This window comes from Massilia sp. 01N417 (genome assembly GCF_056399645.1).
The window spans coordinates 33030-53533 of the sequence record NZ_JBFTRS010000019.1; the positions used below are offsets into that span (position 1 = coordinate 33030).

17 protein-coding genes and 1 tRNA gene are annotated in these 20504 nt (G+C 65.6%); 13 read left to right on the forward strand and 5 right to left on the reverse strand.

The features are described from left to right. The first annotated feature begins 165 nt into the window (after nt 1–165). Nucleotides 166–1392, forward strand: coding sequence for a pyridoxal phosphate-dependent aminotransferase (locus AC1DOQ_RS19390; RefSeq protein ID WP_477367893.1), 1227 nt, complete (start codon nt 166–168; stop codon nt 1390–1392). 26 nt (nt 1393–1418) lie between these two features. Further along, nucleotides 1419–2738, forward strand: a complete 1320-nt coding sequence (locus AC1DOQ_RS19395; RefSeq protein WP_477367896.1) for a homoserine dehydrogenase — start codon at nt 1419–1421, stop codon at nt 2736–2738. 5 nt (nt 2739–2743) lie between these two features. Here AC1DOQ_RS19395 and AC1DOQ_RS19400 read toward each other — a convergent pair whose 3' ends face one another. The 3 genes from AC1DOQ_RS19400 to AC1DOQ_RS19410 form a co-directional block, all read right to left on the reverse strand. Continuing rightward, entirely contained in the window at nt 2744–2950 is a 207-nt protein-coding gene (locus AC1DOQ_RS19400; protein ID WP_477367899.1) for a hypothetical protein, read from the reverse strand. 126 nt (nt 2951–3076) lie between these two features. Further along, nucleotides 3077–4588 (reverse strand): sensor histidine kinase, encoded by a 1512-nt coding sequence (locus AC1DOQ_RS19405; protein WP_477367902.1) that lies wholly within the window; start codon nt 4586–4588, stop codon nt 3077–3079. Between the two features lie 3 nt (nt 4589–4591). Continuing rightward, nucleotides 4592–5281: a response regulator gene (locus AC1DOQ_RS19410; protein WP_477367904.1), complete on the reverse strand. Its 690-nt coding sequence runs from the start codon at nt 5279–5281 to the stop codon at nt 4592–4594. 158 nt (nt 5282–5439) lie between these two features. Between AC1DOQ_RS19410 and AC1DOQ_RS19415 the strand changes: the two genes are divergently transcribed. From AC1DOQ_RS19415 to AC1DOQ_RS19450, 8 genes are all read left to right on the forward strand, one after another. After that, on the forward strand, nt 5440–6501 hold the full coding sequence (locus tag AC1DOQ_RS19415; RefSeq protein ID WP_477367907.1) for a porin: 1062 nt from the start codon (nt 5440–5442) through the stop codon (nt 6499–6501). 36 nt (nt 6502–6537) lie between these two features. Further along, nucleotides 6538–7509: a tripartite tricarboxylate transporter substrate binding protein gene (locus AC1DOQ_RS19420; protein WP_477367910.1), complete on the forward strand. Its 972-nt coding sequence runs from the start codon at nt 6538–6540 to the stop codon at nt 7507–7509. A gap of 26 nt (nt 7510–7535) precedes the next feature. Beyond that, complete coding sequence (locus tag AC1DOQ_RS19425) at nt 7536–8627, forward strand: ABC transporter substrate-binding protein (protein WP_477367913.1); 1092 nt, start codon at nt 7536–7538, stop codon at nt 8625–8627. A gap of 96 nt (nt 8628–8723) precedes the next feature. Then, nucleotides 8724–10538 (forward strand): ABC transporter permease, encoded by a 1815-nt coding sequence (locus AC1DOQ_RS19430; protein ID WP_477367916.1) that lies wholly within the window; start codon nt 8724–8726, stop codon nt 10536–10538. Between the two features lie 32 nt (nt 10539–10570). After that, nucleotides 10571–11650, forward strand: a complete 1080-nt coding sequence (locus AC1DOQ_RS19435; RefSeq protein WP_477367919.1) for an ABC transporter ATP-binding protein — start codon at nt 10571–10573, stop codon at nt 11648–11650. A gap of 20 nt (nt 11651–11670) precedes the next feature. Continuing rightward, entirely contained in the window at nt 11671–12723 is a 1053-nt protein-coding gene (locus AC1DOQ_RS19440; protein ID WP_477367922.1) for an AbrB family transcriptional regulator, read from the forward strand. Between the two features lie 146 nt (nt 12724–12869). Further along, nucleotides 12870–14765: an MFS transporter gene (locus AC1DOQ_RS19445; RefSeq protein WP_477367925.1), complete on the forward strand. Its 1896-nt coding sequence runs from the start codon at nt 12870–12872 to the stop codon at nt 14763–14765. A gap of 60 nt (nt 14766–14825) precedes the next feature. Beyond that, nucleotides 14826–14902: transfer RNA gene (locus tag AC1DOQ_RS19450), tRNA-Pro, on the forward strand. 200 nt (nt 14903–15102) lie between these two features. Here the strand turns inward: AC1DOQ_RS19450 and AC1DOQ_RS19455 are convergent. Beyond that, nucleotides 15103–15918 carry a hypothetical protein gene (locus AC1DOQ_RS19455; protein WP_477367928.1) on the reverse strand — a complete coding sequence of 272 codons (816 nt, stop codon included), beginning with the start codon at nt 15916–15918 and terminating at the stop codon, nt 15103–15105. A 186-nt stretch (nt 15919–16104) separates the two neighbouring features. On the opposite strand from AC1DOQ_RS19455, the gene AC1DOQ_RS19460 reads away from it, so the two are divergent. The 3 genes from AC1DOQ_RS19460 to AC1DOQ_RS19470 all read left to right on the forward strand — a co-directional run bounded on the left by AC1DOQ_RS19460 (nt 16105) and on the right by AC1DOQ_RS19470 (nt 17334). After that, entirely contained in the window at nt 16105–16479 is a 375-nt protein-coding gene (locus AC1DOQ_RS19460; protein ID WP_477367931.1) for a Rap1a/Tai family immunity protein, read from the forward strand. A 2-nt stretch (nt 16480–16481) separates the two neighbouring features. After that, nucleotides 16482–16970 (forward strand): T6SS effector amidase Tae4 family protein, encoded by a 489-nt coding sequence (locus AC1DOQ_RS19465; protein WP_477367934.1) that lies wholly within the window; start codon nt 16482–16484, stop codon nt 16968–16970. Nucleotides 16971–17076: 106 nt separating this feature from the next. Next, nucleotides 17077–17334 carry a hypothetical protein gene (locus AC1DOQ_RS19470; protein WP_477367937.1) on the forward strand — a complete coding sequence of 86 codons (258 nt, stop codon included), beginning with the start codon at nt 17077–17079 and terminating at the stop codon, nt 17332–17334. A 26-nt stretch (nt 17335–17360) separates the two neighbouring features. On the opposite strand, the gene AC1DOQ_RS19475 is transcribed toward AC1DOQ_RS19470, so the two are convergent. Beyond that, entirely contained in the window at nt 17361–20501 is a 3141-nt protein-coding gene (locus tag AC1DOQ_RS19475; RefSeq protein WP_477367940.1) for an efflux RND transporter permease subunit, read from the reverse strand. Between the last annotated feature and the right edge of the window lie 3 nt (nt 20502–20504).

Sequence of the window (20504 nt, forward strand, 5' to 3'; positions counted from 1 at the left end):
GCCGTGAGTGTGCGTGCCATAAAAACAATCGATGCGCGGGAGCGCGCAAGCCGCGTATTGTAATTGGTTTTTCCACTACGCCAGCGGCGAGGTTGCTTAATCCTTCCTTATTGGGCAGAATGGGATTTTTCGCATTGCAACAAACTACATTGCCAGGGTGATATTTTGCGACCGATTCTGAAATCGAACAAGCTGGATGACGTATGCTACGAAATCCGCGGGCCCGCGCTGGAAAAGGCGCGCCAGATGGAGGACGACGGCCACAAGATCATCAAGCTGAACATCGGTAACCTGGCCGTATTCGGTTTCGATCCGCCGGACGAGATCGTGCAGGACATGATCCGCAATATGCCGAGCGCGGCCGGCTATACCGACTCGAAGGGCATGTTCGCGCCGCGCAAGGCCGTCATGCACTACACCCAGGAAAAGAACATCACCGGGGTGAAGATCGACGACATCTACCTGGGCAATGGCGCTTCCGAACTGATCGTGATGGCGATGCAGGGCCTGCTGAACAGCGGCGACGAAGTGCTGGTGCCGGCGCCCGACTATCCGCTGTGGACGGCGGCGGTCAGCCTGGCCGGCGGCAACCCGGTGCACTACATCTGCGACGAGCAGGCCGGCTGGATGCCGGACATTGCCGACATGCGCAAGAAGATCACGCCGAACACGCGCGCGATCGTCGTCATCAACCCGAACAACCCGACCGGTGCGCTGTATTCGCGCGACGTGCTGCTGGAAATCGTCGAGCTGGCGCGCCAGCACGGCCTGATCATCTACGCCGACGAGATCTACGACAAGACCCTCTACGACGCCGAGGAACACGTCTCGCTGGCCTCGCTGGCCGACGACGTGCTGTTCGTGACCCTGAACGGCCTGTCCAAGAACTACCGTTCCTGCGGCTACCGCGCCGGCTGGATGGTGGTGTCCGGCGAAAAACGCCATGCCAGGGATTACATCGAAGGCCTGAACATGCTGGCCTCGATGCGCCTGTGCGCCAATGCGCCGGGCCAGTACGCGATCCAGACCGCGCTCGGCGGCTACCAGAGCATCGCCGACCTGGTGGCCCCCGGCGGCCGCCTGGCGCGCCAGCGCGACCTCGCGCACCAACTCCTTACCGACATTCCCGGGGTGTCCTGCGTCAAGCCAAAAGCGGCGCTGTACATGTTCCCCCGCCTCGACCCGAAGATCTACCCGATCGCTGACGACCAGCAATTTATCTGCGAGCTGCTGTCCGAGGAAAAAGTCCTGCTGGTGCAAGGCACCGGCTTCAACTGGATCGCCCCGGATCACTTCCGGCTGGTATTCCTGCCCAATTCCGACGACCTGACCGACGCGTGCGGCCGCATTGCGCGCTTCCTCGACGGCTACCGGCGCCGCTACGCGCGCTGAGAACGACAGAGTAGATAGAACAGTATATGAAACCCATCAAAGCAGGCTTGTTAGGCATCGGCACCGTCGGCGCCGGTACCTGGCACGTGCTCCAGCGTAACCAGGAAGAAATCCGCCGCCGCGCAGGCCGCGGCATCGAAGTGGCCATGGTGGCCGCCCGCAATCTCGAGCGCGCCCGCCGTATCGTCGGCGAAGACGTGGAAGTCGTCGCCGACCCCTTCGCGGTCGTCAACAATCCCGAGATCGACATCGTCGTCGAACTGATCGGCGGCTATGAACTGGCGCGCGAACTGGTGCTGCAGGCGATCGCCAACGGCAAGCATGTGGTGACCGCCAACAAGGCCCTGCTGGCCATGCACGGCAACGAGATCTTCGAGGCCGCCCATGCCAAGGGCGTGATGGTGGCGTTCGAGGCGGCCGTGGCCGGCGGCGTGCCGATCATCAAGGCCCTGCGCGAAGGCCTGTCCGCCAACCGCATCGAATCGGTGGCCGGCATCATCAACGGCACCACCAACTTCATCCTGTCCGAGATGCGCGACAAGGGCCTGGACTTCGAGACCGTGCTGAAGCAGGCCCAGGAGCTGGGCTATGCGGAAGCCGACCCGACCTTCGACATCGAGGGCGTCGACGCGGCCCACAAGCTGACCATCATGGCCGCGATCGCCTTCGGCATTCCGATGCAGTTCGCCGGCAGCCACGTCGAGGGCATCAGCCAGCTGCAGGCGGTCGACATCCGCTACGCCGAACAGCTGGGCTACCGCATCAAGCTGCTCGGCATCACCCGCCGCACCGTGGTCGACGGCGCCGAGGGCATCGAGCTGCGCGTGCACCCGACCCTGATCCCGTCGACGCGCCTGATCGCCAACGTCGAAGGCGCGATGAACGCGGTGCTGGTGAAGGCCGACGCGGTCGGCACCACGCTCTACTACGGCAAGGGCGCCGGCGCCGAGCCGACCGCTTCCGCCGTGATCGCCGACCTGGTCGACGTGACCCGCCTGGCGACCGCGGATCCGTATTCGCGCGTGCCGCACCTGGCCTTCCACCCGGGCGAGCTGGCCGACCTGCCGATCCTGCCGATGGAAGAGATCCGCACCGCCTACTACCTGCGCGTCTACGTGCAGGACCAGCTGGGCGTGATGGCCGACCTGACCCGCATCCTGGCCGAAGCCGGCATCTCGATCGACGCCGTGCTGCAGAAGGAGCCGGGCGAGAAGGCCCGCACCGACATCGTCATCATCACCCACCAGACCCGCGAAAAATACGTCAATGCCGCGATCGAGAAATTCGAGCAGATGTCGACGGTGGTGGGCAAGGTGGTCCGCATCCGCCTCGAAACCCTGGGCTGAAAGGCTCAGCGCGTCAGTCCCGGCCCCTCGGCATGACTGGGGGGCCGGCTCCAGCAGCTGAAGAAGTCGTCGGCGAATTCGTCGACGCAGCGGGGCGCTTCCTCCCGGCCCTCGAGCGGGGCCGTGGTGAGGGCGAGCAGGTCCTGCTCGATCTGGTCGAACAGCGCATCGGCGGCGCCGTACTCGTGGTAGAGGTGACGGGTCGTATCCATGCGCGCATTCTACCCGCGCTGCACTGCACAAAAAGCCCGTGCTTCAGGGAAGCTTGTGCCCGCTCAAATCCACCAAGTTTTGCCGTTTCGCATGCTTGGCTATGCGCAATATGCCTTGCCAAACATTTAACTTAGAACAAGGTCGTCCACAGGCGTGATTGCCGGCGTGGCGGCGAACAGCACGCAGACTTTCAGGCCGCGGCCGCTGTCGGCGCGCTGCATGGCCAGCCTGGCGCCATGCAGGCCGGCGATGTCGCGCACGATCGCCAGGCCCAGTCCGGTGCCGCCGGGATTGGTTTCCAGCGCCGCCTGGGCGCGGTAGAAGGGCATGAAGACCTTGTCGTATTCGGCCTCGTCGATGCCCGGGCCGCTGTCCTGCACTTCCAGCAGCACGCCGTCCGCCACGCGACGTACGCGCAGCAGCACGCTGCCGCCCGGCGGCGTGTAGCGGATCGCATTGTCGGCCAGGTTGGTCAGCAGTTCGTGCAACAGCAGTTCCTGGCCCTGCACCGTGGTTCTTTCCTCGTCTTCGGCTTCGAGCGCCAGGTCGATGTTCTTCTGCACCGCCGGCAGGGCCAGTTCGAGGCCGACCTGCTGCGCCAGCGCCGCCAGCGAGACCGGGCGGTTGTCGGCGCCGCCGTTGCCGTGTTCGAGCCTGGCCAGGGTCAGCAAGCGGTTCGCCAGGTGGACCGTGGAATCGGTGGTGGCCGCCATCGAGCGCACGATCGCGCGCAGGGCGGCCGGATCGTCTTCGCGCAGCGCCAGCTCGGCCTGGGTCTTGAGCACCGTGAGCGGGGTGCGCAGCTGGTGCGAGGCATCGCCGATGAAGCGCCGCTGGCTGGCAATCAATCCCTGCATGCGCGCCATGGTGCCGTTCATCGCCGCCACCAGCGGCCGCACTTCGCGGTGCACCAGCGCGGCGTCGACGTCCGACAGGTCGGACACCGCGCGATTCTCGACCACCTGCTTCAGGCGCATCAGCGGCTGCAGCACCAGGCGCACCGCGAACCACACCAGCGTCGCCACCGCCAGCACCAGCAGGGCCTGGCGCAGCAGGGTGTTCAGGAGGATGCGGCGCGACAGCGCGCGGCGCGCGTCGAGGGTCTCGCCGACCTGGATCAGGGCGATGCCGCGCATCGAATCGTCGTACACCGGCTGCAGCAGGGCGGCGATGCGCAGCGGTTCGCCGTTGTAGTCGGCGTGGTAGAAGCGCACCAGGGCCGGATACAGTTCCGAACGCGGCACGTTCTTCGGCACCGGCGGCAGGTCGTCGTAGCCGGACACGGTCTCGCCGTGCAGGCCGCCGACCCGGTAGTAGATGCGGCCCAGGGTATCGGTCTCGAAGCTGTCCAGCGCCACGTAGGGCACGTCGGCCACCACCTTGCCGTCATGGACCGAGACCCGCTCGGCCAGCGCGCGCGTCGAGGCCAGCAGCGAGCGGTCGTAGGCCATGTCGGCGGCATCCAGGGCATCGCGGTAGAGCGAAACGGCGTTGATCGCCACCAGCGCCACCAGCGGCACGATCAGCCAGCGCAGCAGCTGGCTGCGCAGGCTGCCGAGCGGCTTGGCCGCCGTGGCGGGACGGCGGACCGCGCCGGCCAGCCGGCGGAGCAGGGAAGGCAGCCGCGCGGCGTGCATCGCTCAGGCCGGCCGCTCTTGCAGCAGGTAGCCGATGCCGCGCAGGGTGACGATGGCGGCGCCGCCCTCCGGATGGCGGTCGAGCTTCTTGCGGATGCGGTGGATGTAGAGCTCGATGGCGTCGAGGTTGGCGTCGTCGTCGAGCGCGAACACGGCGTCGAACAGCTTTTCCTTCGACAGCGCGCAGCCGCTGCGCGCGATCAGCGTCTCCAGCAGCGCGTGCTCGCGCGGGGTCAGCTGCAGCGGCTCGCCGCAGTAACTGAACATGCGCGCCACGGTATCGAAGCTGAGCTGCCCGCAGCGGTGCACCAGGGCTTCGTTGCCGACGCTGCGGCGCAGCAGGGCCTTGACCCGCGCTTCCAGCTCGGCCAGTTCGAAAGGCTTGGCCAGGTAGTCGTCGGCGCCCAGGTTCAGGCCTTGCACCCGTTCTTCCAGGCCGCCGCGCGCGGTCAGGATCATGACCGGCGTGCGTCCGCGCTGGCCGCCGCGGGCGCGCAGGCGGCGCAGCACTTCCAGCCCGTCCATCTTCGGCAGGGTCAGGTCCAGGATCACCAGGGCGTAGTCCTGGGTATGGAGCAGGGCGTCGGCATCGGCGCCGGTGGTGGCGCATTCGACGGTGAGTTTGGCATCGCGCAGCGCCTTGGATACCCAATGGGACAGCTCGACGTGGTCTTCGACTAACAGGATTCGCATTTTTTTAGTGTAAGCGGAAACCGCCGGCCGCGGATAGTGGGCAGCTTTCAGCAGCTTTCAGCAGCTTTCGGCGACTGAAAGCTGATTGAAAGCTGGGCCCGCATATAGTTGGCTCCAACAAGTAGTTACAAAAAAGAATTTTTACAACCGGAGACACCATGAAGAAGTCGGCCCTCGCGCTCGCCGTCCTGGCAGCACTTTCCCTGAACACCCAAGCCCAAGCCCAATCCAACGTCCAGGTCTATGGCCTGATGGACGCCGGCGTCGAGTACGTGACCAATGCCGGGCCGAACGGCGGCAGCATGACCCGCGTGGTCTCGGGCGGCAAGAACACCTCGCGCTGGGGCTTCCGCGGCACCGAAGACCTGGGCGGCGGCCTGAAAGCCGTGTTCAACCTGGAGGGCGGCGTCCTGATGGATACCGGCGCCCAGGATGGCACCCTGTTCAAGCGCCAGGCCAACGTCGGCCTGGAAGGCAGCTTCGGCCGCGTCGTGATCGGCCGTTCCTTCACCACGACCTATGACCTGGTGATCAAGTTCGACCCGCTCGGCTTCGCGCCCAACTATTCCTGGGCCACCAGCGGCAACGCCACCGGCCCGTCGAAGTACGGCATGACGACCGCCTTCGACAACCTGATCAAGTACACCGGCCAGACCGGCGGCTTCACCTACGGCGCCACGATCGGCCTGGGCGAGCAGGCGGGCAGCCAGGCGGACGGGCGCAAGTACGCGGTCGGCGGTTCCTGGTTCGGCGGCGGCTTTGGCGTGATGGCGTCCTACGAGCAGGTCAACGGCAACACCGTGGTCGCCACCGGCAACCGCGACAAGACCACCGCCTACCACCTGGGCGCCGACTACAAGTCCGGCCAGTGGCGCTACGTGGCCGGCATGCGCGGCTACAAGCTGGAGTCGGGCAAGGCCGCGACCCCGGACGTGCGCGGCGACACCTACTGGGGCGGCATCACCTACAACGTGCAGGCCTGGACCCTGACCGGCGCCGTCTACCACGTCAACACCAAGGAGCTGCCGGCCGCCAAGGACGCCGATCCGACCATGCTGGTGGCGCGCGCGATGTATGCGCTGTCCAAGCGTACCGACCTGTACATGGTCGCCGCCCACGCCAAGGCCGACCATGGCCAGCTGGTGGGCCTGTCGCGCGACGATCCGGGCTTCGGTTCGACCCAGAACGGCTTCACGGCCGGCATCCAGCACCGCTTCTGATCGCCGCCGGCCATCCGCGCCAGTATCATGCGATTCATGAAGACACTCAGAATCCTGATCGCCGCGGCCCTGGTTAACGCCTTGGCTGCGGCAGCCATCCCGGCAATTGCCGCCGATGCCGAATGCGTGGTGCCGTCCAAGCCGGGCGGCGCCATGGACATCACCTGCAAGCTGGCCCAGAAAGCCCTGCAGGCGAGGCCGAACGCACCGAAGCTGAAGCTGAGCTATATGCCGGGAGGGATCGGCGCGGTGGCCTGGCACACGATGGAATCCCAGCGTCGCGCGGAACCCGACACCCTGGTCGCGTTCTCGGGCGGCTCGCTGCTCAACCTTGCGCAAGGCAAGTTCGGCAAGGCCACCGCGGGCGACGTCCGCTGGGTCGCGGCCCTTGGCGCCGACTACGGCATGATCGCGGTGCGCGCCGATTCGCCCTACCACAAGCTGGGCGACCTGGTCGACGCCCTGAAGAGCGACCCGGCCAAGGTCCTGATCGGCATGTCCGGCACCATCGGCAGCCAGGACTGGATCAAGATGGCGCTGCTGGCGCGCCAGGCCGGGGTCGACCCCAGGCAGCTGCGCTTCGTCGCCCTGGAAGGCGGCGGCGAAGAGTTTACCGCCATGCAAGCCGACTACGTGCAGGTGATCTCGGGCGACACTTCCGAGGCCACGCTGTACGTCGACCCGCGCAAGATACGCGTGCTGGCGGTGCTGGCCGACCATCGCCTGCCGGGCGTGCTGGCCAACGTGCCGACCGCGCGCGAGCAGGGCTACGACGTGGTCTGGCCCATCATCCGCGGCCTGTGGATGGGGCCGGGCGTGCCGGAGGCCGATTACCGGCGCTGGGTCCACGCCTTCGAGCATATCGAGGCCGACCCGGCATTCGCGAAGATGCGCGCCGAGGCCGGCCTGCATCCCTTCTCGCTGACCGGCGATGCGCTGAGCAACTATATCAAACAGGCTGTAGCCGACTATAACCGGCAGGCCAGGCAGTTCAACCTGGTCCGCTGATCAGACCAATAAATCAAGGAGACGACATGCATTTCACGAAGACCCTCATCGCCGCCGCCGTAACCATGCTGGCGGCTCCGCTGGCCCTGGCCCAGGTGCCGGCCGGCTATCCCGCCAACTACCAGCAGATCGTCGACGGCGCCAAGAAGGAAGCCAAGCTGGTGATCTACGGCGCCACCGACAGCAAGGCCGCCGCTCCGCTGATCAAGGATTTCAATGCCCTGTATCCGGGCATCTCGGTCGAGTACAACGACATGAACTCGACCGAAGTGTACAACCGCTTCATCTCCGAGAACGCGGCCGGCGGCGACACCGCCGACGTGCTGTGGTCCTCGGCGATGGACCTGCAGATGAAGCTGGCCGCCGGCGGCTACGCAATGCAGTACAAATCGGTCGAAGCGTCCAAGATCCCGGGCTGGGCCGTGTGGAAGGACACCGCCTACGGCACCACCTTCGAGCCGGCCGCCTTCGTCTACAACAAGCGCCTGGTGAGCGAAGCGGAAGTCCCGCATACCCATGCCGAATTCGTGAGCCTCATCAGCAAGCCGAAGTTCCAGGACAAGGTCACCACCTACGACATCGAGAAGTCCGGCGTCGGCTTCATGTTCATGACCCAGGACGAGCATGACTTCCCGCAGTTCAAGCAGCTGGAGCAGGCCTTCGGCACCGCCAAGGTGCGCGTGCAATCCTCGACCGGCACCATGCTGGAGCGTATCTCGTCGGGCGAGAACCTGATCGGCTACAACGTGCTGGGTTCCTACGCCCTGGTGCGCGCCAAGACCGATCCTTCGCTGGGCGTGGTGCTGCCGAAGGACTACACCCTGGTGATTTCGCGCGTCCACTTCATCAACAAGTCGGCCAAGCACCCGAACGCCGCCAAGCTGTGGACCGACTACCTGCTGTCGCAGCGCGGCCAGACCGTGGTCGCCAACGGCGCCAAGCTGTACGCGATCCGCGCCGACGTCACCGGCGAAACCACTTCGAGCGACCTGATCAAGATGGTCGGCGAGAAGAACATCAAGCCGCTGCCGGTCAACCCGAGCGTCGCGGAATACCTGGATCCGGCGATCCGCATGGCCTTCCTGAAAGAGTGGAAAGCCACCGCCGGCAAGAAGTAAGTGCCGAAGGCGGGGCGCGGCTGCGCTCCGCCTGCCGGGCAGTGCCACGCGCACTGCCCCGTCATACCGGTTTCACCCTCCCGATCGGATATCACCATGCCTACCTTTTCCCTGCCGGGCGCACGCCTGAAGTCCGGCGCCGCGCATGACGCTGCGGCCGCGCGCAAACCGCGCCTGAACTGGACCCGCGCCATCGTCGTCCTGCTCACCTGCCTGGCGATCTTCCTGCCCCTGTTCCTGGTGTTCTACCAGAGCGTACTGTCGGCACCTTTCTTCATGCCCGACAAGGTGCTCGGGCTGGACGCCTTCCGCTTCATCTTCGACGACGCCGATTTCTGGCTGGCCTTCAAGAACGGCATGCTGCTGGCCTCGGGCCTGGCCGCCATTGCCGTGCCGCTGGGCGGCATGCTGGCCTTCCTGATGGTGCGCACCGACCTGCCGGGCCGCAGCTGGATCGCGCCGGTGCTGCTGGTGCCGATCTTCGTGTCGCCGATGGTGATGGGCTTCGGCTATGTGGTGTCGATGGGACCGGTCGGTTTCTACACCACCTGGGTGCACCAGCTGCTGGGCATCGTGCCGTGGAACGTGTATTCCTTTACGTCGATCGTCGTGATCGCCGGCCTGACCCACGTGCCGCACGTCTACCTGTACGCATCGTCGGCGCTGAAGAGCCTGGGCTCGGACGTCGAGGAAGCCGCGCGTGTCTCCGGCGCCTCGCCGTGGCAGGTGATGTTCAACGTCTCGCTGCCGATGATCATGCCGGCCCTGGCCTATGCCGGCGTGCTGGTGTTCTTCCTCGGCTTCGAAGTGTTCGGCCTGGTGCTGGTGCTGGGCGACCCGGAAGGCCACCTGGTGCTCGCCACCTACCTGTATAAACTGACCAACAAGCTGGGTACCCCGTCCTACCACCTGATGGCGGCGGTGGCCGTGTGCCTGGTGGCGGTGACGATGCCGCTGGTGATGCTGCAGCGCTGGCTGCTGAAGTCCGCCAACAAATACGTGTCGATCAAGGGCAAGGGCGCGCGCCAGAAGCCGCTCCCGCTGGGCAAATGGAAATGGGTGGCGCTGGCCGTACTCGGCGCCTGGATCCTGGTCACCGTGGTGCTGCCGCTGTCCGGCATCGTGCTGCGCTCCTTCGTCCAGTACTGGGGCGAGGGCGTGAAGCTGTCCGACGTCCTGACCCTGCAGCACTTCCGCGACATCTGGGAACAGCCGTCGCTGGTGCGCGGCATCGTCAACACCATCCTGATCGGCGTGATCGGCGGCGGCCTGGCCGTGCTGTGCTACACCGCGATCGCCCTGGCCATGCACCGCAAGCCGGACGGCGTGACCCGCCTGCTCGACTACAGCGTGCTGGTGCCGCGTGCGGTGCCGGGCCTGCTGGCCGGCCTGTCCTTCCTGTGGGTCTTCCTGTTCGTGCCGAGCTGGCTGGACGGCTTCCTGCACCACTTCGACAACGACGTCGCGCGCTGGCTGTCCGAACACTTCATCCCGGCGCTGCGCCAGGTCCGCTCCACCATCTTCGCGCTGTGGCTGGCCTATTCGGTGGTGTGGCTGGCCTACGGCATGCGCCTGATCTCGACCTCGCTACTGCAGGTGGGGCCGGAGCTGGAAGAGGCGGCCCGCTCGGCCGGCGCCAGCCGCGGCCGCGTCACCCGCGACGTCACCATCCCGCTGATCAAGTTCGGCATGCTGGGCGGCTGGCTGATGGTGTTCCTGATCTTCGAACGCGAATACTCGACCGGCGTCTACCTGCTGTCGCCGGGCACCGAAGTGATCGGCGCGATGCTGGTGTCGCTGTGGGCCGGCGGCTCGACCGACCTGGTGGCGGCGCTGTCCTTCATCAACATCACGCTCGTGGCCATCGGCCTGGGCATTGCGCTGCGCTTCGGCGTCAAGCTGCACAACTAAGCACCATGACTAACGAATTGCGAGACCTCACCATGAACGTTTTGACCGTCAACGACCTGCACCTCGACTACGGCAGCGGCGCCACCGCCAACCCGATCCTGAAAGGCGTGTCGATGCACCTGCAGCGCGGCGAAGTGGTGGCCCTGCTGGGCCCCTCGGGCAGCGGCAAGACCACGCTGCTGCGCGCCGTCGCCGGCCTGGAAAGCCCGAAGGCCGGCACCATCGACATCGGCGAGCGCCGCGTCTTCGACGGCAGCAAGAAGCTGGAGCTGCCGGCCGAGGCGCGCAACCTGGGCCTGGTGTTCCAGTCCTATGCGCTGTGGCCGCACAAGACCGTGTTCGACAACGTCGCCTACGGCCTCAAGCTGCGCAAGACCCCGGCGCGCGAGATCGAGGCGACGGTGAACGAAGTGCTGTCCCAGCTCGGCCTCGGCCACCTGGGCGCGCGCTTCCCGCACCAGCTGTCCGGCGGCCAGCAGCAGCGCGTGGCGATCGCCCGCGCCCTGGTCTACAACCCGCCCGTGATCCTGCTGGACGAACCGCTGTCGAACCTGGACGCCAAGCTGCGCGAGGAAGCGCGCGCCTTCCTGCGCGAACTGATCGTGCGCCTGGGCCTGTCGGCCCTGATGGTGACCCACGACCAGGCCGAGGCGATGGCCATCTCGGACCGCATCCTGCTGCTGAACAACGGCAAGATTGAACAGCAGGGCACGCCGCAATCGATGTACGAGTCGCCCGACACCCTGTTCACCGCCGAGTTCATGGGCAGTAACAACCGCCTGCCGGCGCGCGTGGTGTCCCGCAACGGCGGGGCGGCCCGCCTGCAGGTCGAAGGCATGGCCCTGAATGCCACCGCGCGCGGCGCCGGCAGCGAGTCGGCCGCGGGTGACGCCGATTCGGCGGCCCTGATCCGCGTCGAAGAAGTGCGCATTGGCCGCCAGCCGGTCGAGAACGGCATCCAGTTGCCGCTGTCGACCTGCATGTACCTGGGCGACCGCTGGGAGTGCCTGTTCAAGCAGGGTTCGTCCAGCGTGCGCGCCTATTCCAAGCACCGCATCGACCCGGGCCAGTACTGGCTCGAGATGCCGGCCGAAAAGCTGTGGGTGTTCTAAAAGGTAGGCTGCGGACGCATTTGCAGGCCTTCCTGCCGGCGCTGCTGTTAGCCTTCGGCGCAGCCGAAGCCTGCATCGCGCTCGACACCCCGCTGCCGTGGATGATCGGGCCGCTGTTCTCGACCGCGCTGGCCTGCATGCTGGGCGCCCGTCTCGGCGCCCCGGTGCAGGCGCGCGAGGCGGGGCAGTGGGCGATCGGCACCGCGCTCGGCCTCTACTTCAGTGCCCCGGTGCTGGCCGCGCTTGGCCGCAACCTGCCGTGGATCGCGCTGGCGGTGGCCTTCGCGATCTGCCTGGGCATGCTGGGAGGCAGCCTGCTGCGCCGCCTGTCCGGCAGCGACGAAGCGACCGCCTTCTTCGCGATGGCGGTCGGCGGCGCGTCCGAGATGGCGGTGCAGGGCGAGCGCCACGGCGCCGTGGTCGAGCGCGTCGCCGCCGCCCACAGCCTGCGCATCATGATGGTGGTCGGCACGATTCCCTTCGCAGTGCGCTGGTGGAGCAGCCATGGCTGGGGCGCGGGGCTCGACATGTTCGTGCCGCTGGCCGCCAGCGTCCACCTCGGCGGGTTGCTGGTGCTGATCGCGCTGACCTCCGCCGCCGCGCTGCTGCTCAAGCGCCTGCAGGTGCCGAACGCCTGGGTGATCGGCCCGCTGCTGGTGGCGCTGCTGCTGACCGCGGCCGGCATCCAGCTGTCACGCCTGCCCGAATGGATGATCCGTGCCGGCCAGCTCTTCATCGGCGTCTCGCTCGGCACCCGTTTTACGCCGCGTTTCGTGCACACTGCGCCGCGCTACCTGGCCAGCGTGGCCCTGTGCACCCTCTGTACCATGCTGCTGGCCGCGGTATTCGCCCTGTGCCTGGCCGAGGTGACGGACCTGCATCCGGGCACCATGCTGCTGGCGACTTCGCCGGGCGGGATCGCCGAGATGTCGCTGACGGCGCGCGTGCTGCACCTGGGCGTGCCGGTGGTGACGGCCTTCCACGTATCGCGCATGGTGGTCGTGGTGCTGGCGATCGGACCGCTGTACCGGACCTGGGCGCGCTTGCGTGGGGTTCCCATGAGTGGCGTTTGATGCTGCTTCATGTGGGTGGTGTCGCGTTCTTCTGGTGGGTTGGTATCGATTTTCGCGACTAACTCTGGTGTTTGGCAACATCATGTATTCAAGTCCGGTGTTGTACGGTAGATTACGCATCTCTCACAACACCGCGACCCGACCGCATGAGCCACTCCAGCCATCCCAGCCAATTCGCTTTGCTGACCCAGCGCCGGTTCGGGCCCTTCTTCTGGACCCAGTTCCTCGGCGCCTTCAACGACAACCTGTTCAAGACCGCGCTGCTGGTCGTGCTGACCTATGACGCGCTGTCCTGGACCACGCTGGCGCCGGCCATCCTCAACAACCTGATCCCCGGCCTGTTCATCCTGCCTTACGTCGTGTTCTCGGCGACCGCCGGCCAGATCGCCGACAAGGTCGAGAAGGGCAGGCTGGCGCGCTGGGTCAAGCTGCTCGAGATCGGCATCATGGCGCTGGCGGCGGTCGGCTGGTGGACGCATACGCTGTGGCTCCTGATCGCGGCAGTGGCCGGCATGGGCGTGCACTCGACCCTGTTCGGCCCCGTCAAATATGCCTACCTGCCGCAGCACCTGAAGCCGGAAGAGCTGGTGGGCGGCAATGGCGTGATCGAGATGGGTACTTTCGTCGGCATCCTGCTGGGCGAGGTGATGGGCGCGGTGCTGGCCGGCCACGGCACCCTGGGCATCCACCTGGTGGCGATCGGCACGCTGCTGGTGGCCGTGCTGGGCCTGGCCACCAGCTGGCGCATTCCCGCATCGCCGGCGCCGGCGCCGGACCTCGTCATCAGCCGCAACCCGATCGCCGAGTCGCTGCGCAATATCGGCTACTCGCGCCAGAACCGCACCGTGTTCCTGTCCATGCTCGGCAATTCCTGGTTCTGGTTCTACGGCGCGCTGGTGCTGTCGCAGTTCCCGCTGTACGCCAAGGACTACCTGCACGGCGACCACAGCGTGTTCGTGCTGCTGCTGACCATCTTTTCGCTGGGGATCGGCGCCGGCTCGCTGCTGTGCGAGAAGCTCTCGGGCCGCAAGGTCGAGATCGGCCTGGTGCCCTTCGGCGCAATCGGCCTGTCGCTGTTCGGCATCGACCTCTACTTCGCCAGCCTGGGCTACACGAATACCGCGACGGTGGACTTCATCGGCCTGCTGCACCAGGCCGGCACGCTGCGCATCCTGGTCGACGTGCTGCTGCTGGGCGTGTTCGGCGGCTTCTTCATCGTGCCGCTGTTCGCCCTGATCCAGACCCGCTGCGACCCCAAGCACGTCTCGCGCACCATCGCCGGCATGAACATCCTGAACGCGCTGTTCATGGTGGCTGCGGCCGGCGTCGCCGTGTTCCTGTTCAAGCAGGGCTTCTCGATTCCCCAGATGTTCCTGACCACGGCGCTGCTGAACGCGGTGGTGGCCATCTACATTTTCTCGCTGGTGCCGGAATTCCTGATGCGCTTCCTGGCCTGGCTGCTGATCCACACCATCCACCGCGTCTCGACCGTGGACACCGACCGCATCCCGGAAGATGGCGCGGCGGTCCTGGTCTGCAACCACGTGAGCTACGTCGACGCCATCGTGATCATGGCCGCCAGCCCGCGCCCGATCCGCTTCGTGATGGACCACCGCATCTTCAGGACGCCGCTGCTGGGCTTCATCTTCCGCACCGCGAAGGCGATCCCGATCGCACCAGCCAAGGAAGACCCCTGGCTGATGGAGAAGGCCTTCGTCGACATCGCCCAGGCCCTGCACGAGGGCGAGTTGGTCTGCATTTTCCCGGAAGGCAAACTGACGCGGGACGGCGAGATCGGCGAGTTCCGCGGCGGCGTCGCCAAGATCATCGAGCGCAGCAAGGTGCCGGTGATCCCGATGGCCCTGCGCGGGCTGTGGGGCAGCCTGTTCTCGCGCGACCCGTCGAACGTGTTCGAGCGCTCGTTCTCGCGCGGCTGGCGTTCACGGCTGGCGCTGGCGGTGGGCCGGCCGGTGCCGCCGCAGGAGGTGACGCCGGAGGGGCTGTACGACGAGGTGCTGGCCTTGCGCGGCGAGTGGAAATAGATGCTGTGTGACAAAAAGCTTAACCCTTGCGTCGGGCTCTGATATAATTGCAGGCCGAGTCGGGGCGTAGCGCAGCCTGGTAGCGTACCTGCATGGGGTGCAGGTGGTCGGAGGTTCGAATCCTCTCGCCCCGACCAATAGAATTGATGAGATAGGCCAGCTTTCGAGCTGGCCTGTTTCGTTTTTGGCGGGATTATCCCTACAACTTACCCTTATGGATTCGTTTTCTAGTGCTGGCTTACCTGGGCCTCGGCGCTGATCCGTCCCCTGTTGCCGACATTCGATTTCGGTCGAGTTTCAGAGCGCAAACTGTCGCGCCAATACTTCAAATGCCGCTTCACAACGTAGCGTAATACATCTCTGATGTCGCAGTTAGGAAAATGCGTTTGAAGCCGTGTGAGGGCAAACTGTCTCGGACCATCGAAACAAGCTTTTCCCATTCGTGAGGTGCGAAGATCGTGATCAATGCACAGTCGACGATCAAAGTTGTATCGGCGGGATAGTGGCCATCCGCCATTTTCGAGACCTTTGGCGCGATGGCTTTTAGAATGATGGAGCACATATCGAAAATATACGATTCGTTATGATATGCAGTTGGTTTGGATTCGATGCGTCGTTTTCCTGCCGTATCTTTAACCCGCGTAATTCCATCCAGTCCAAAGCATGCCCCATCGGCGTTGAGTAATTCACGAGATAAGTGCTCGTTCACGTGAACCGCTTGAGTGACTTCTAGCGTGCCTTCTGATGGCCACCAACCGCGGTCTACCGCTGTGCCAGTTGATTGCACCTTGGCGTCAAAATGTTGGGACCCGTGCATCCAGCGTACCGAGAGGTATCGTCCTTGACTATAGAATGTTTGGATATAGCGGCAGATTGGCAAAATCTCTTCTATAAGTTGCTTAATATAGCCTTTGCGCTCGCGTAGCGTATGGCCATCGTCTGGCAGCGTGACAATTTCATCAAACCGTGCATAAGCGAGTTTGCAGAACTCTAGACCATCAATTGATTGATCGTGGAAGATCTTAAGCGCTGGAGGAACTTCAAAAGGCTTGACCATATAGCTCTTTGTCGTAAGGTGAATCTGGTTGTCGTGGGCAGGCACCACAAATTTTAGCAAGTGCATCGCTTGCCCTATATTTTTTTGTGGCCACACAGCAGTATTGCTTCTCCAAAAAAAGCGGGCCTAAACTTTAGCCCTCAATACAGTCCCCCTTACTGGCCGTATCCAGCCACGGCGCGCACGCCCTGTTGATCTACCACCAACCGCCGGTTGACGGTAGATAAGTTGCTGTAAGCCAGCAACGGGAAACTTCTCCATCACCCCACGATGGAGAAACCGATGCAACGATCCCTTCTAATTGCCCTGGTGCTGTCGGCCGGCTGCGCCGCGGCCGCGCGCCCTCTGGGCGTCTTTCCCTGGCACCTGTCCGGCAACGATTTTGTGGCGCAGGTGGCCGGTCAGCCAGGCGTGGACAAGTGGAAGCAGAGCGCGGACGCGGCCTACCGGCAGCGCTACGCGGAGGGTTATCAGGCCGGGGTGGTCGACGCCACCCAAGGGCGGCTATGGTGCGCGCCGCCGGGCACGAAGCCGTCCGAGGTGGACGATCGGATCTGGAGCGAGTTGCGCCAGCGTGCCGGCACCATGCCGCGCAGCGCCGCCGCCGAGCTGGTGCGCCTGTATGCCGCCCACTTCCCTTGCCCGGCCGGGAGCTAGCCATGCGAGCGATTCCGTTTGCAGTGCTGATGAAGGCGTATCCCCGCAAGCGCGACATCGACCACGATGCGCTGTTTCGCCTGCTGGGATGGGATGACCTCATCAAGAACCCGACCTATGCAAATACCTGCGCGATCCGGGTCAGTCTTGCCCTGCTGCGCTCTGGCGTCCACATTCCCGGCGGCCGTCTCCAGGTCAAGATCGGGACGCACAAGGGGACGATGATCGAGCCCGGGCAGGCCAGGTTGTCGATGATCCTGTCCAGGCCGACCATGCTGGGCGCTCCCGAGAAGCTCAGCGGCGGCCCGGCGATTGGCGAAGGGATCGGCCAACGCAGCGGCATCGTGTCCTTCTTCCGCTTGATCCCCGGCATCTACGAAGGCGGCCACATCGACATCGTTTCGCCGCTGTTCGGCGGGGCCAGGGCGCTGGCTTGCGGGACCGATTGCTACTGGACGAGCAAAGAAGTGTGGTTCTGGCCGCTGAAGTAGGGGCCGGGAATCAATGAGACAGGCCAGCCGTCGGGCTGGCCTTTTTCGCTTCCGGAATAACCGGCGTAGACCATGCTAGGATGCCCTTTCACGCAAAGGACCCGCCATGGAAACCCAAGACGCCAACACCGCCGTGTATCGCGACCACACGATCGTCATCCATTCCTCCGGCAAACCTGGCGACGCCCTGACGGACGCCTTCATGATCCTGGAGCCGACCACGAACCCGATGTTCACGCGAACCCTGCACGAACACCCTCACGACCAGGTCAAGACCTACGCCACGGAAGCCGAAGCAAGAGATGCTGCAATGAAGCTGGCGCGCGACTGGATCGATGCCCGCTTGGACAGGCATCCCCAATAGGATCGCAAAGCGCGCGCCGCTGCCTGCTACGCCTTCTCGCTCGAACTCCGATACGCCCAGGTGTAGAGCGCCGGCAGGATCAGCAGGGTCAGCGCCGTCGACGACAGGATGCCGCCGATGACCACCGTCGCCAACGGCCGCTGCACCTCGGCCCCGGTGCTGGTCGCCAGCGCCATCGGCAGGAAGCCCAGCGAGGCCACCAGCGCCGTCATCAGCACCGCCCGCAGCCTCACCTGCGCGCCTTCGCGCATCGCCTGCTCGGGCCCATGTCCCTGCTCGCGCAGCGAGCGCACGAAGGAGATCATCACCAACCCGTTCAGCACCGCGACCCCGGACAGCGCGATGAAGCCGACCGCGGCCGAAATCGACAGCGGCAGGCCGCGCAGCCACAGCGCCAGCACGCCGCCGCTCATGGCAAACGGGATCCCGCTGAACACCAGCAGGCCATCCTTGACGCTGTTGAACATCAGGTAGAGCAGGATGAACACCAGCGCCAGCGCAGCCGGGATCACGATGGCCAGGCGTTGCGAGGCCGCTTGCAGGTTCTCGAACTGGCCTCCTAGACCAAGCCACACGCCCGGCGGCGGCTTCACGGTGCCCAGACGAGACCGAAGCTCGCCGACGAACGATCCCAGGTCGCGCCCGCGCACGTTGGCGGTGACGACGATGCGGCGCTTGCCGTTCTCGCGGCTGATCTGGTTCGCCTCCGGCACGAAGCTCAGGGTCGCGATCTCGGACAGCGGAATGCTGGCCGATCGCCCATCCCGGGCCGGCAGCGCGATCGGCAGCTGGCGCAGGCTGTCGATATCGTTGCGTGTTCCTTCCGCCAGCCGCACGGTGATGGCGAAGCGGCGGTCGCCTTCGAACACCATGCCGACGTCGCGTCCGCCCACCAGGGTGCCGAAGGCTTCCTGGACGTCGGCCACGTTCAGGCCGTAGCGCGCGGCCTTGATGCGGTCCACCGTCAGGGTCAGGGCCGGCAGTCCGTCGAGCTGCTCCATCTTGACCTCGGCCGCGCCGCCCACCTTGCCCAGTACCTGGGCGACCTGCTGGGCGGTGGCCGTCATCGCCGCGGTGTCGTCGCCGAAGACCTTGACCGCGACGTCGCTGCGTACGCCGGAAATGAGTTCGTTGAAGCGCAGCTGGATCGGCTGCGAGAACTCGTAGTTATTCCCCGGGACCGCGTTGGCGGCCTCCGCGATCGCCGCCACCAGTTCCGCGTGCGACTTGCGCGGCTTCGGCCACGCCTTTTCCGGCCGCAGGATGATGTAGCTGTCGGCGGCGTTCGGCGGCATCGGGTCGGTCGCCACTTCCGACGTGCCGATGCGCGCGAACATGCGCTCGATTTCCGGGAACTGCTTCAGCAGGCTGGCTTCGAGATGCTGCTGCATCTGCACCGACTGCTGCAGGCTGGTGCCGGGAATGCGCATGGTCAGCACCGCCAGGTCGCCTTCGTTCAGGTTGGGCGCGAATTCGGTGCCCAGCCGGGTCGCCAGCAAACCGCTCAGCAGCACGCTCAAGGCAGCGAAGGTCAGCGCCACCGGCCGGTTGCGCAGGATCCAGTCGAGCAGCGGCCGATACCAGTCCCTGGCCTTGGCCGTCAGCCTGTTTTCGTGCCCGCCCGCGTGCTTGCCGACGAAGAGGGCGACCGCGGCCGGCACGAAGGTCACGGACAGCAGCATCGCTGCCGCCAGCGCCATCACCACCGTGATCGCCATCGGATGGAACATCTTCCCTTCGACGCCGGACAGGGCGAAGATCGGCAGGTAGACCGTCATGATGATCAGCTGGCCGAACAGCAGCGGACGGCGGGCCTCGGCCGCCGCGGCCGCAACGATGGCGAAGCGCTCCTCGCGTGTCGGGTCGCGGCCGGCGGCATCGCGGGCCAGGCCCAGGCGGCGGATGCAGTTCTCGACGATGACCACGGCGCCGTCGACGATGATGCCGAAGTCGAGGGCGCCCAGGCTCATCAGGTTGGCGCTGACGCCGGCCTTGACCATGCCGGTGAAGACCATCAGCATCGACAGCGGAATCACCAGCGCCGTCACCAGGGCGGCGCGCAGGTTGCCGAGGAAAAGGAAGAGGATGGCGACCACCAGCAGGGCGCCCTCGACCAGGTTCTTGCGCACCGTGGCGATGGCCTTGTTGACCAGCACCGAGCGGTCGTAGACGGGCAGGGCCTGCACGCCTGGCGGCAGCGAGCGGCTGACGTCCGCCAGCTTGCGGCGCGCGCTTTCCGCCACTGCGCGGCTGTTCTCGCCGATCAGCATGAAGACGGCGCCGAGCACGACTTCGCGCCCGTTCTCGGTGGCCGCGCCGGTGCGCAGCTCGCGTCCGGGGATGACGTCGGCGACGTCGCGCACGCGGATCGGCGCGCCCTGCACGACGTCGAGCACGATGTTGCGGATCTCTTCGAGGGTCTTCACCTGGCCCGGCGTGCGCACCACGAACTGCTCGCCGCCGCGTTCGATGTAGCCGGCGCCGGCGCTGACTTTTCCATTGCTATTGTTGCGGTCGATGGCATCGACCAGCGCGCCCAGCGACAGGCCGTGGGCCGATAGTTTCGCCATGTCGGGCGCCACCTGGTATTCCTTCAGGTAGCCGCCGATGGTGTTGACCTCGGTGACGCCGGCCACGCCGCGCAGCTGCGGCGCCACGATCCAGTCCTGGATCTCGCGCAGGTCGGCCGGCGTATAGGGGCTGCCGTCCGGCTTGCGGGCCTCGTCGGTGGCTTCGACGGTCCAGTAGAAGATCTCGCCCAGGCCGGTGGCGGTCGGCCCCATCGCCGGTTCGACGCCGGCCGGCAGCGCGGCTTTCGCCTGCTGCAGCCTTTCGCTGACGAGCTGGCGCGCGAAATAGATGTCGGTGCCTTCCTTGAACACCACGGTCACCTGCGACAGCCCGTACTTCGACAGCGACCGGGTCTGCTCGAGCCTGGGCAGGCCGTTCATCGCGGTCTCGATGGGGAAGGTGATGCGCTGCTCGACTTCGAGCGGCGAGTAGCCGGCGGCGCCGGTGTTGATCTGGACCTGGACGTTGGTGATGTCCGGGACCGCGTCGATCGGCAGGCGCTGGTAGTTGTAGACGCCCAGGCCGGCCAGGCCGAGCACGGCGAACAGGATCAGCCAGCGCCTGGTGATGGCGAATTCGATGAGTTTCTGGAACATGTG

What these genes read in the sequence shown, in the direction of transcription:
- AC1DOQ_RS19395 (WP_477367896.1), top strand. Translation starts at nt 1,419, where the DNA reads ATGAAACCCATCAAAGCAGGCTTGTTAGGCATCGGCACCGTCGGCGCC.
- AC1DOQ_RS19400 (WP_477367899.1), bottom strand. Translation starts at nt 2,950, where the DNA reads ATGGATACGACCCGTCACCTCTACCACGAGTACGGCGCCGCCGATGCG.
- AC1DOQ_RS19405 (WP_477367902.1), bottom strand. Translation starts at nt 4,588, where the DNA reads ATGCACGCCGCGCGGCTGCCTTCCCTGCTCCGCCGGCTGGCCGGCGCG.
- AC1DOQ_RS19410 (WP_477367904.1), bottom strand. Translation starts at nt 5,281, where the DNA reads ATGCGAATCCTGTTAGTCGAAGACCACGTCGAGCTGTCCCATTGGGTA.
- AC1DOQ_RS19415 (WP_477367907.1), top strand. Translation starts at nt 5,440, where the DNA reads ATGAAGAAGTCGGCCCTCGCGCTCGCCGTCCTGGCAGCACTTTCCCTG.
- AC1DOQ_RS19420 (WP_477367910.1), top strand. Translation starts at nt 6,538, where the DNA reads ATGAAGACACTCAGAATCCTGATCGCCGCGGCCCTGGTTAACGCCTTG.
- AC1DOQ_RS19425 (WP_477367913.1), top strand. Translation starts at nt 7,536, where the DNA reads ATGCATTTCACGAAGACCCTCATCGCCGCCGCCGTAACCATGCTGGCG.
- AC1DOQ_RS19430 (WP_477367916.1), top strand. Translation starts at nt 8,724, where the DNA reads ATGCCTACCTTTTCCCTGCCGGGCGCACGCCTGAAGTCCGGCGCCGCG.
- AC1DOQ_RS19435 (WP_477367919.1), top strand. Translation starts at nt 10,571, where the DNA reads ATGAACGTTTTGACCGTCAACGACCTGCACCTCGACTACGGCAGCGGC.
- AC1DOQ_RS19445 (WP_477367925.1), top strand. Translation starts at nt 12,870, where the DNA reads ATGAGCCACTCCAGCCATCCCAGCCAATTCGCTTTGCTGACCCAGCGC.
- AC1DOQ_RS19460 (WP_477367931.1), top strand. Translation starts at nt 16,105, where the DNA reads ATGCAACGATCCCTTCTAATTGCCCTGGTGCTGTCGGCCGGCTGCGCC.
- AC1DOQ_RS19465 (WP_477367934.1), top strand. Translation starts at nt 16,482, where the DNA reads ATGCGAGCGATTCCGTTTGCAGTGCTGATGAAGGCGTATCCCCGCAAG.
- AC1DOQ_RS19470 (WP_477367937.1), top strand. Translation starts at nt 17,077, where the DNA reads ATGGAAACCCAAGACGCCAACACCGCCGTGTATCGCGACCACACGATC.
- AC1DOQ_RS19475 (WP_477367940.1), bottom strand. Translation starts at nt 20,501, where the DNA reads ATGTTCCAGAAACTCATCGAATTCGCCATCACCAGGCGCTGGCTGATC.